Source organism: Trichococcus pasteurii, from assembly GCF_900112935.1.
Lineage (GTDB): Bacteria > Bacillota > Bacilli > Lactobacillales > Aerococcaceae > Trichococcus > Trichococcus pasteurii.
Map to the genome: position 1 here is coordinate 1 of NZ_FONM01000033.1, position 11,120 is coordinate 11,120.

Consider the following 11,120-nt stretch of genomic DNA (forward strand, 5'->3'; position numbering starts at 1 on the left):
AAAAAAATCCACAATACCTAATAAATAAAATAGTGGATAGTTTGCCATCCATTGTTGAGACACTAATAAACAAGCAGCAGTTGTTCTTCGTAATTGAAGAGTTCCTGCTGCTTGTTTTTTTATTGAATTAAAAGCCTAAATCGATTTTCTTGTACACGTTGTTTATATTCTCTTGGGTGACCCCAATGTACCGCAGTGTGACTGCTTGCGACGAATGTTGAAATATGATCTGCAAAAGTTCAACTGGAACCGCCTGGGAATACGCGGCATATCCAAAAGATCGACGCAGATCATGGCAGGATAGCTTCAAACCTATCATATCCCCGGCTTTCGCAACAATCTTGTGAGCCTGGACCCGTTGGATATGCGATTGCTTGTTCATATTACTATAGAAGAGAAAATCATCGGAAGTAAGCTCATTTTCGTTAACATAATTTACAATCGATAGCTTTAACGCGTCATGTAGGGCCAATTCCTTGGTTTTACCTGTCTTTTTTTCCGTAACTTTGTACGTGTCCTGATTGTATACGTCCTTCACCCTGGTAGTAATGATATCAGATACCCTCAACCCACTCCTGAGCGCATATTCTATCAACAATCGCTTTTTGGAATTCACTGGATAGACGTCCAGGAGATTCTTAATCGTGTTTTTGTCTTTGATTACCCTTGCTCCACTCATCTTAATCGCTCCTCAAAAGGGAAGTTTTAACGTTCATTTTGTTTCCCTTTTCCTTATTTGAATCCATCATAACCCGAAAAGACTGTTTCAGCAACAATCCGATGGAAACAAACTTAATAATTGTTTCCCTTTTTTCAAAAACCAATTTATCCGCGTTTATTCTTGCTTGTCCTGTTTCGATACATTTGTAAAAACTATTCATGATATAATTAAATAAAAATCAGAACTGAGGAAACCGACTATGGCCGATATCTTATTAATCGATAATTCAAATATATTTGTTGGATTGAACCGATTTTCTACATCAAGCTCACGTTTTTCCCGATTACCTGTGAGATTTGACTATATCAAGTTCACAAAAACATTTTGTGATAATGAAAAACTGGTCGAAAAGATACTTGTCGGGTCAACTCCTCCTCCTAATGATAATTTCTGGTCGTTTATGATAAATAAAGGGTTTACAGTAAAAACCTTTGAACGAACACCCAATGGGGAAAAAGCTGTCGATACTGAACTTGTAGCGCAGGGAGTTGATGCAATTAATAATTACAACGAGCCTGGCCGCCTAGTATTAATGAGTGGCGATTCCGATATGTCTCCGTTAGTGGAAAGAGCGCATAATAAAGGTTGGAAAGTCATTGTCTGGACTTGGAAAGATGGCATAAGTACTACTTATGAAAAGAACACATTCATTGATGAGGTGCTGTTTATTGATGATATCCAAGATGATTATGTATTCTTCGAACCTACTGAAGATGTTGCTTATCGCGAAACCCTTGGACAAAGGACACAGCGTGAAGAAGAAGAACGCATTGCTCTTCAAGAAAAACAAAAACAAAAACGTATAGCTCTCCAAGAAAAGCAAAAAGAACAACAAGCAAAACAAAATTCTGATCAAAAAAAAGTATTAACATGGCTAGCGAGTGCTGGTGCTTTAGCTGCTACAATTTTTATCTACAAAAAGCACAGTTAAGGACTCGCTGAAGATTACTAAGGTTAAAGTTATACAACCAAGCGTCTTTGGTAACGAATATGGTGAACGAAAAGACCTTTACAACGTTTTTTATTCATAAAAAATATACTGAAAATAACATATGCGTAATATTGACTTTTATACCGTTAATTTTACGTAATGTTGTTTTTTTTTGAAAATAGACTGATTTTGACAAGAGTTGAAAATTCCATATGCGTAATATTGACTTTTATAGCATAAATTATGCGTAATGTTGCTTTTTTTTGTGAAAACACTTTAATTCCGTTAACAAATTTTTAAACATTATTACATTTTTTAGAAACATGCATGCTATACTCAAAACAAATACAAGGATAGGTACTGAGAATCTATGAAAAATAATCCCCTTTTAGACCCAAATATTAATGATACCCGCTATCTTTTAAGTAAGAATTTAGACGAATCTCCTAAGAATTTGAATAAGCCTTTTGTTATTGAAAAGGAGCGCGTCAAAATTCCGGAGAAACTTGATACTACAAAAAATTACTTAATAAATGGTGATTCGATAGAATGCATGAGAAGAAAAGTTGCTGATCATTCTGTTGATTTAATTTTATGCGATTTACCTTACGGAGTGTTAAATACAAGCAAGGAACGAACCTACTGGGACCGCACATTGAATTATGAACACTTATGGAACGAGTATCTCAGAGTGCTTAGGCCGGGCGGTAACATTGTTCTTTTTGGTATGGAACCCTTTGGGGCGGACCTCATCAAAACATCAACAATTCCTTATAAATACGATATAATTTGGACCAAAACAAACATTTCCAATCAACAGGTAGTTAACATACAACCCTTAAGAGCCCATGAGTCCATTTATGTTTTTTATTCCACAGAGTCTGATTTTAATTCATCTCAAAGAAAACGAATGTACGATGTACTGAAAGCCGGATTTAAAAATTCAACACTTTCTAAACGTGAACTTTACGCCACATGTGAAATCCCCAAAAAAACATTACAAGCTTGCTTTCATAAGGATTTCAAAAAGTTTAAACGGCCTGGACGAACCCAATATAACCATTTAAAGGATATACTTAACTTAAAAGAAGAGTTTGAAACATTTGCCCCAGTTGATAAAAAAAGTTTTGTTAAACCAACATTTAATCCGCAAATGCAATGGAAACATCGATCAGATTTGGATATTCCGAAAACTAAGAACAAACTGATGTACCCGAAGACCTACGTTCGTTTCGGAAGAGACCCTAATGGGTTTCACCCAACACAAAAACCTGTAGATTTGCTGAAATATCTGATCCAAACTTATTCAAATACAGGGGAATTGATTCTGGACAACACTGCAGGAAGCTGCTCTTTAGCCAGCGCTGCTATTTCAACTAATCGACGGTATATTTGTATTGAAAGAGATCGAGATTTTTTTGAACAGGCCGTAAAAAGGATTAACGCTCAAATCGATACTCTTAATTCTTATAAAACCCGATAACCATTAACTTTTTGAAAGAAGTGAGGAGACACATGAAATTTACGAATATCTTATACGATGCCTTGTTTATTGCTGAATTTGAACAAACTATGGAAACCCACCAACCACGCCTTCAATTTGAATACGATAATGATGACAATGCTAGCGAGATGGTGGACCAAGTTCTTGATATATATGACGATTTGCGTGATGAAAATACGTTGGGCCTATTAACAATTACACTTTCCAACGGAAAAGTCGTCGAATTAGACAGCGAAAGCTATGATTACTTCGTGAAATATGAAGAAGAGAACCCAATAGACACTAAAGATATAAACGCTGCATATCTTCAAAGCGAAGACGGATTATTTCAAGAGTTGCGGGCTATTTTAACCAAAATCGACAATATTAGAGATGTTCTGTTCTTTATTGAATACAGAGATAAAATTAGCGAAGGATCTGACATTTCACTCGATTTAAACAATGAAATTACCGATCTGGAACAGACTGCAAAGGGGTTAATTATTCAAACAATGGCAACCAACCCCGTCGATCCCTTTATGCAAATGATTATTCATAATGATTTCGAAAATGAGTATGGTGAACAGCCACTTTTGGATTTCCTTTCTGATCTAGGATTATTAGATTATCTGAGGCTGAAATACAATAAAGATTGACTACAAAAGGAAAAAGGAACACGCCAGCTATAACGTGTCCCTTTAATCTTATAAATTCATTTCATTTATGATATACTGTTTTTAAATATTAAATGTTCTTCATTAAGATAGTAGGATTTGCTTTGGAAGAGAGATCAGTTATGCCCAACTGATTTTTCAATTCCCTGGTGAGTCTTACTTTTTTTATGTCATACGCTTCCAGCATTTCACCAATTGCTTGGTGGTATTTGTATTCCACAAACCCCTTTGAACCCCATAATTGCTGTATTTCAGCCTTTAATTCATTCACTATTACATACCCTTTAGTGTGAATGTGTTCCAAGGCAACTTTATGAATATCTTCAGTGATTGCTTTTGATACCTCTGATATAGCGCGATTTTTGTCCTGGGGAAATACCCTGTCTGCTTCGGCTTTTCCAAATGATCGCTCAACCCATTCTTTTGAGAATGCTTTTTGAGTGAAACCTTTACTTATGAGCTCCGCGCATTTTCCCTTAATTAGCAACACATCTTCCATCCCATTTGTTAGTTCATAAATATTATTATGATATTTTCTAGGTACTTTCCGTTCTAACCAATTGTCATCCCGATACTCATGGGTTTGGCTTTTTTTTATTTTCACCAACAATTCTTCAGGAATCTTATCCTCATCTAATTTCGCTATAATCCCTGTAAAAGCCATCAGATTCAACAACTTCGATACCTTATGTTTGGAACACTGTAACCGTATAGCCAAATTTTCTAAGCTCATATAGGTCAAACATCGAATATTTTCACCATCGTAGTTCAAATTCATTTTAAAGATGTCAATGATTGCAACTATGTATACTGAATACTTGTACTTACTGAAAATTTGATATAAATCAGGATCAGTATGCATTAGCGTATCTGATAATAAAACTTCGTTAAAAAGATCTGCTTGATTTCTGATTATTTCTATTTCTTCAGAAACGTCAATTTTAATTCCGGTATGTTCTATTAGGAACTGAACTGCCATATCATATGGGAGATCCTTATGATATTTTTTGTAAGGTTGACGCAGTAATTTCTGCATAACTCGAATAATATCATAGCTACGATTATTGCCATTTTTGCCTGTAGCGTTTTGCTGCGTATACAACCAGGTATTGGTATCTTTCGGGTTCCAAATGGAACAGGATGGCTTAAAATCTCTTTCAAATAAGTTTCTGAAGGGATTTGGAGGTGTTTGTAGCAATTCAGCCATCGGGAGTGTTCTAAAATATTTTATTGCTGCAGCTGTATCTGGAAAATTCATATCACCATACTTCTTCCAGCGCTCTGAAACTTCTTTAAAGCGGCCTTGCTTGATAAGCTTATATGTAGGGAGATGTGTGCCCACACTTTGTAAGTAATCCTGATTGTTTAAAGTTGAATCATGTTTGTTAGTGATTCCAGAACTTTGAAAAAGATTAATTGGCAATTCGTTGTTGTAATTGATTTCTTCTGAAGCGCGCCCACCCATGAACAACCTTGAACAATCTTTGATCTTTTGATCGGCATGGGGAAACTTTTCCAATAGATATTTATATGCATTTCTAACTTCTTCTGCTGAATACAAAGGCGTTTCCAAGATAAAAATTACCCTGAATCTTTCCCAGTCCTCAGTATGACTCAGCGTTTTATACATGAAAGCTGCATATTTCTGTGTAAATTCATTTTCTTTTATACTGTCATACGTTTGATAGCTTGCACCTTCAAGTTTTGCCTTTTTATTAGTTGAATTGTCAAAGTCAAGAGCCAGCGCTTGCTGCTGAATCATATTTCCATTTGCTCGGCTTCCCTGCATAGTTGCTAAAACTACCGATTGTCCCAAATTACCAACCAAATTGGCTAGTTCTAAAGGTGAAACATTGCTGACTGATTTGGTAATTCGATTATGTATAGCTTGCATTATTACTGACATTTCGTCGTCATTAGGCTTTTCAGTAAACGCCTGGCAATCAATATGTACTTGTATTTCTTTTACTATTTTGTTCGCTCTCCTTATATTGTTTATTTTTATGCGTTTTTTCATTATGTTTTTTACATTCTTCCACACCTTTCCTAAAATAAATCCAAGTAACGTTTCGGCAAACAAACATAACGCTTTTATAACGCTTTTATAACATTTGAATACGCTTTATCCATTGATGTATATGCTTTCTATGTCCTTATGAAAAAGCATATCATCTTACCAGCAAGGTAGCAAATCGTTTTAACTCTGTTTCAAATACATTGATGTTAACCCTATTTTAAGATACTTTTTTCATTGTTTTTTAAATTACAAATCTATATTCAAACCAACAGACACACCCTCTCCAGAACGTCACCAGATCAAAAATAAAGGGGGTAGATTTGATCTTTGGAACGTCCATTCATAATTATGCTTGGTGTAAAAAAATCGCACACAGATCAAATATAGGCTTCTGGGAACGAATGTTAGATGAGCTTATTCTAAGCCATTTGTCCTCTTATTCCTAAAAATCAAGGGACAGTATACGTTTTTTATAGATTTAAGATATGGTGGAACAATCTTACAACAAGTAGAGTATTTCTTTGTTATTCTATGTCTTAAAATTAACTCAATAATTTGATAATACTTAGTAGAGATTAGTAAATATAAGATAGACTAGTGGTTTCTTTCCTAGATAGTTTATAATTATAATTAGAGTGATAAGATAAGGATTAGTGACAAATATTTAGGATATAAGCAGAGTTAAAGAGAATATAGAATGTTTGGGATTGATTTGATATGTTAGTAAAGAGGTATGGTGTGGCATAATAATTGATAGATAGGTTGATAAGTTGTAAGAGAAATCAATGGATAAGGCGAGGGATAGGTATGCACAGTGATAATTTCAATGAATTAATCAAGAGGGACAAGACTGCAGCAACGGATGTAGAACGGTTAGCCATGTTTAAACTATTTTCGAATGACGATTTGTTCCAAAAAGTACATGCACTATATGACTTTAAAGCACATTCGATTAAACCCGACAGCCTAGAAAATGGGGAAGTCGACTTAAGCAGTAGTTCACTCAAACTAGTAAAGTTAGCATACAATCTGTTCAATGGTTACTACCCTGCCGATGTCTTAGATACTTTTGCAGGACTTGATGAATACAACTTCGAACTGTGCATTGAAGCAATCAGAATTAGATTTAACCAATAACAGTAACCAATAAAAAGAGAGTATCCAATTGCCCGGATACTCTCTTTTGTTTTAGTAATTTTAACTTTTTGAACCTGAGTCGTTATGGATTTGTAATCCTTGTTTCAACATACTATTATTAAATTATAAATAAAATATTTTAAGTAATAGGAGATATAGATAAAATGAATAGAAGCGTGATGAAAGAAATAAAAGAGGCGGCAGTGATGTAGGACGATAGGGGAATATAGCATAAATTGCATAACTAAAAAGACTGGTCCAACTTATTTTTTTTGGGGGGCGGACCAGTCTCATTAGTAATATATGCACGTTAACCTAAAAATCTTTTTAAATTTAAACTTTTTTGGTCGCTGCGTTAGAAGTAAGAATCCATGCATATCTTAGGAGGAGTTAGTTTGTCGGTATATAGCAATTTTTCAAGCTTTTGTTCAAATTTAGATATGAGCAGCAATACGGTTTCAAATATTCAACGTAGGTATCGTCAAATAACTAAAAGAATCAACACAAATTATAGAAATAGCAGTTCGGAAACAGCATACAGCTTGTATGTCGGATCTTATGGAAGAGACACAGAGATATGGACAAGTGACATAGATATACTGGTACATTTACCTAATGAGATATACCACAAATTTAATGCTTATGCTTCGAATGGACAATCTGCATTGTTGCAAGATGTCAAAACTGTTTTGCAAAAAACATATAGCTCTTCCCATATAAAAGGAGATGGCCAAGTAATAGGTATTAACTTTACAGATGGCATAAATTTTGAAATTGTTCCTGCGTTCCTTAATACAAGTGATCGTTTCACTTATCCAGACTCCAACAATGGCGGGAGTTGGAAAGTAACCGATCCGAAGAAAGAAACTTCCGCGATAAATGAAAAGAATAGCGTAACAAATGGGAATTTAAAGCGTCTTTGTAGAATGATGCGATCGTGGAAAGGAAAATGTGACGTGCCTATTAGTGGAATTTTGATTGATACACTCGCATATAATTTCATTAGCACGTGGCCGCATAGAGATAAGTCATATACATATTATGATTACATGAGCAGGGATTTCTTTTTATACCTTAAAAATATTGATAAAGCGAACCTGTATTGGTCAGCCCCTGGAAGTGGTACCCTTATCTACAATTCCGAGAACTTTCAAGCAAAAGCTGCTGTCGCATATAATAATGCTTTACTAGCTATCGATTACGAAAATAAGAACATGCCTGCTTTAGCCAAAAGTAAATGGAGGGAAATTTATGGATCAAAGTTCTACTGAAACACATGAATATAGGTTAGAATCTCAGCTTAGAGAGGCATTTGGGCGAATTGTATATACCGGGACCTGCCACTATAAAAAGATAGATTGGCTACATAGCTTAAATAACATTATAAAAATTTCGCAAATAATACTATCCGCGTTTGCCACTACAGGATTTGTTGTTAACATTTTTTCTGAGAGCAAGATAGCTAGTATCCTTGGTGCCATAATTTCCTTGGGATTGTTAATACTCAATTCATATGCTAAAAGTTTTAACTTGGGTGAGATCTCCCAAGATCATAAAGTAGCGGCTGATGCCTTATGGAAAATAAGAGAAGAGTACGTTTCACTCTTGACAGATTTCGAAAGTTTGACGGTTAAAGAAATTATGGAAAAACGAGATGAGTTGCAAGAAAGGACGGCAGAAGTATACAGCACTTCACCCCCAACAGACTCCAAAAGTTACAAGGCAGCACAAAAAGCTTTGAAAACCGAAGAAGAACAGACCTTCTCTGAACAAGAAATTGATGATATGCTGCCGAATTCGATCAGAAGATCCAACAAAACGCGCGAATAACCGACAATGATAATAATTTGTGCAAGGGTAACACTTATGAACCTTATCTACGTATTTATTAGTAGAAAGGCATGGTGATAAAAATGGAATGGAATGACAATGTATTTGGCACATTTATTAAAGTTGATAAAGGAACTGAAGGAATGATTGAGTGGCTGCAAAGCTTTTATCTGACCTGCTATGACGTAACCGCAACCCCTGCAGATATATTAGGTGACGCTATCTTTGACCTGTTTATACGGACACTTGGTGAAGAGTCAAATTTAAAGGAGTAAACAGGAATATAACACTGCTTTTGAAGTATGCAGCCTAAGTTGGATAATATATACAAACATTTTTTGAACATAAATTTAAACGAACGGAGATTAACATGAAGGAACTAAAAGTAACACAAGAAAGACTATCTGAGCTAGTGAACTTAATGGGGTTGATAGAAGGATATTTAACCATTTCTGAAGGCGAAGTAACAGATAGCAACGCCCAAGATTTATACTTTATGAAAAGATCGGTTGAAACCTTATTCATTTCAGATATTGAAGAACCTTATGAAGAGTATATTAAAACGATTCCGAAGGACAATCGTAAAGACTACCTAAATACTGGCACAACAGTTTCAAATTACTTTAACTTTAAAGAAACTGAGGAATTCGTGCCCTTCCAAATAGAAGCCAAGCAATATGATTTGTTTAAGCATGGCGATAATCTACTTACGGATGAAAATGATATAATGCTTATCAATCGCTTCAATGATTACCTTAGCGTATTTGAAAAACGAAGAGATATTCAAGTATTTTCAAACGAAGAGATTACGGCCATAAATAAAGAAACTATGAAACACCATCATAGTTTTACGACTATATTATCATCAGGAGCTCGTAGCATTAACTTCGAAAATTGCAACAAAGAGATTCTATATATTTTAAATTTGGGGTCTAAAACATCAAGATCTACAAGAAAACGTGATACTTTAACATTTGTAAGTAATTTAAACCGTAAAAGTAATATATCTAACTGATATTGCAAATAATTAACACAAAAAGAAGTCCATTAAAGTAATCCAGGTTAACAGTTACTTTAGGGGCTTCTCTTTTTATTCTAAAGAGTTATTATAATTTTTATGTCGCTGCGATCACTCGATCTATAATAGGCTTCTGGTATTAAGTTTACTGACTTTTTCGTCATCAGTACTAAACTAGAAGAGAAAACAACCACTTTCGACATGATCTTCACAAGGAATCCCAAGTTAGAATTAACTTCATTGACTAAAACAAGATTGTCACTAGTTCTCAATCCACTTTTTAACCCGATAAACATAAAATCGTAATTCAGTATTGAATTCATTGGCTAAATCGATAGTCCAAACTGTATTGCTGGAAAAATACTGCCGAATATCGGCTTACCCCAGGAAAGAAGGAATAAACCATGAATTTCAACGAATACATTCAAATGTTAACCACGACCTTGAAAGAACCTGAAAGTAATATGGCTCTTTTCTCCACAATAATGAACCTGAATACATTACCCGACTGGAACTTGAAAGACAGGGATATCTTTGAATTTAAATTACTAGAATTAAGTACTGATTTTGTGCTAGATACGGATCCTGAAGACGCTGAAATAATAGACAAGTCTGACTTAACTGAGAAACCATCGTCAAGGTTTGATGAAATTTATTATTTATACCTGAAACATTTGGATTCCAAACGTAGTTAGCCTTGTTTAAAGCCATAAATAAAGGCAATGAGAGCCACGACTGCATATTTATTACATAATAAAAAGGCTAAGATACCGGCAGCGAATCCAAATTGGAAAAATGAAGCAATTATGATTGCCCAGCGTACTGTAATTCTGATCCAGCGACCCATATCGGAAAAAAATAGGAAACCGCATAGTTTTAATAGCAGCACAATCGTTAATACAAAAATAATAAAACCTACTAAGATAGCTGTTAACATATTAAATCCACTCCTCGGACACATCATAGTGCCCTCTTGCAGTTTCAGCAATCCAAATCAATTAAACTTTCCAATATTTCTGAATAATCTGAAATTTTTAAAAATTTATATGTCTAATCGATTTATTGTTACCAGCTCTGACTTATTCAACACGTGTCTATTTTCACCCACAAAAATAGGTTAAAAGCTAAACCAGCCCTATTTGAAGTTTCAAGTAAAATTTTAATTATTAAAAAAATTCTTTGTCTGATAGGTTTTCTATTGTAATTTCTTAATTATTCTACATTAGCCCTATTTATTCCTTAAAAACTAAGTTAAAAGCTGGAGTAAACATATTTGATTTTTAGATCAAAATAACAATTATTAAAAAAA

General features: G+C 34.5%; 12 protein-coding genes. 9 read left to right on the top strand and 3 right to left on the bottom strand.

Features of this window, described 5'->3' with window-relative positions:
- Positions 1–127: 127 nt before the first annotated feature.
- Positions 128–679: a tyrosine-type recombinase/integrase gene (locus tag BM184_RS14805; RefSeq protein ID WP_086943940.1), complete on the bottom strand. Its 552-nt coding sequence runs from the start codon at positions 677–679 to the stop codon at positions 128–130.
- 241 nt (positions 680–920) lie between these two features.
- Here BM184_RS14805 and BM184_RS14810 point away from each other — a divergent pair, with 241 nt between their 5' ends.
- From BM184_RS14810 to BM184_RS14820, 3 genes are all read left to right on the top strand, one after another.
- Positions 921–1,652 carry an NYN domain-containing protein gene (locus BM184_RS14810; RefSeq protein WP_086943939.1) on the top strand — a complete coding sequence of 244 codons (732 nt, stop codon included), beginning with the start codon at positions 921–923 and terminating at the stop codon, positions 1,650–1,652.
- Between the two features lie 370 nt (positions 1,653–2,022).
- Positions 2,023–3,135 carry a DNA-methyltransferase gene (locus BM184_RS14815; protein WP_120488164.1) on the top strand — a complete coding sequence of 371 codons (1,113 nt, stop codon included), beginning with the start codon at positions 2,023–2,025 and terminating at the stop codon, positions 3,133–3,135.
- Between the two features lie 32 nt (positions 3,136–3,167).
- Positions 3,168–3,791, top strand: a complete 624-nt coding sequence (locus BM184_RS14820) for a hypothetical protein (RefSeq protein ID WP_086943938.1) — start codon at positions 3,168–3,170, stop codon at positions 3,789–3,791.
- Positions 3,792–3,879: 88 nt separating this feature from the next.
- Here the strand turns inward: BM184_RS14820 and BM184_RS14825 are convergent, their stop codons facing one another.
- Positions 3,880–5,889: a hypothetical protein gene (locus BM184_RS14825; protein ID WP_086943937.1), complete on the bottom strand. Its 2,010-nt coding sequence runs from the start codon at positions 5,887–5,889 to the stop codon at positions 3,880–3,882.
- A 744-nt stretch (positions 5,890–6,633) separates the two neighbouring features.
- Here BM184_RS14825 and BM184_RS14830 point away from each other — a divergent pair.
- The 6 genes from BM184_RS14830 to BM184_RS14855 all read left to right on the top strand — a co-directional run bounded on the left by BM184_RS14830 (position 6,634) and on the right by BM184_RS14855 (position 10,506).
- The gene (locus BM184_RS14830; protein WP_086943936.1) at positions 6,634–6,963 is read left to right on the top strand and encodes a DUF6075 family protein; all 330 of its coding nucleotides are present in this window, start codon (positions 6,634–6,636) and stop codon (positions 6,961–6,963) included.
- A gap of 395 nt (positions 6,964–7,358) precedes the next feature.
- Positions 7,359–8,234: an SMODS domain-containing nucleotidyltransferase gene (locus BM184_RS14835; RefSeq protein ID WP_086943935.1), complete on the top strand. Its 876-nt coding sequence runs from the start codon at positions 7,359–7,361 to the stop codon at positions 8,232–8,234.
- Positions 8,215–8,793, top strand: a complete 579-nt coding sequence (locus BM184_RS14840) for an SLATT domain-containing protein (protein WP_086943934.1) — start codon at positions 8,215–8,217, stop codon at positions 8,791–8,793. Before BM184_RS14835 ends, BM184_RS14840 begins: the two co-directional genes overlap by 20 nt.
- A gap of 83 nt (positions 8,794–8,876) precedes the next feature.
- Complete coding sequence (locus BM184_RS14845) at positions 8,877–9,068, top strand: hypothetical protein (RefSeq protein ID WP_143091155.1); 192 nt, start codon at positions 8,877–8,879, stop codon at positions 9,066–9,068.
- A 95-nt stretch (positions 9,069–9,163) separates the two neighbouring features.
- Positions 9,164–9,808 (top strand): hypothetical protein, encoded by a 645-nt coding sequence (locus BM184_RS14850; protein WP_086943932.1) that lies wholly within the window; start codon positions 9,164–9,166, stop codon positions 9,806–9,808.
- Between the two features lie 407 nt (positions 9,809–10,215).
- Entirely contained in the window at positions 10,216–10,506 is a 291-nt protein-coding gene (locus tag BM184_RS14855) for a hypothetical protein (RefSeq protein WP_086943931.1), read from the top strand.
- Here the strand turns inward: BM184_RS14855 and BM184_RS14860 are convergent.
- Positions 10,503–10,748, bottom strand: a complete 246-nt coding sequence (locus tag BM184_RS14860) for a hypothetical protein (RefSeq protein ID WP_086943930.1) — start codon at positions 10,746–10,748, stop codon at positions 10,503–10,505. The two genes, BM184_RS14855 and BM184_RS14860, sit on opposite strands and share 4 nt — an antisense overlap.
- Between the last annotated feature and the right edge of the window lie 372 nt (positions 10,749–11,120).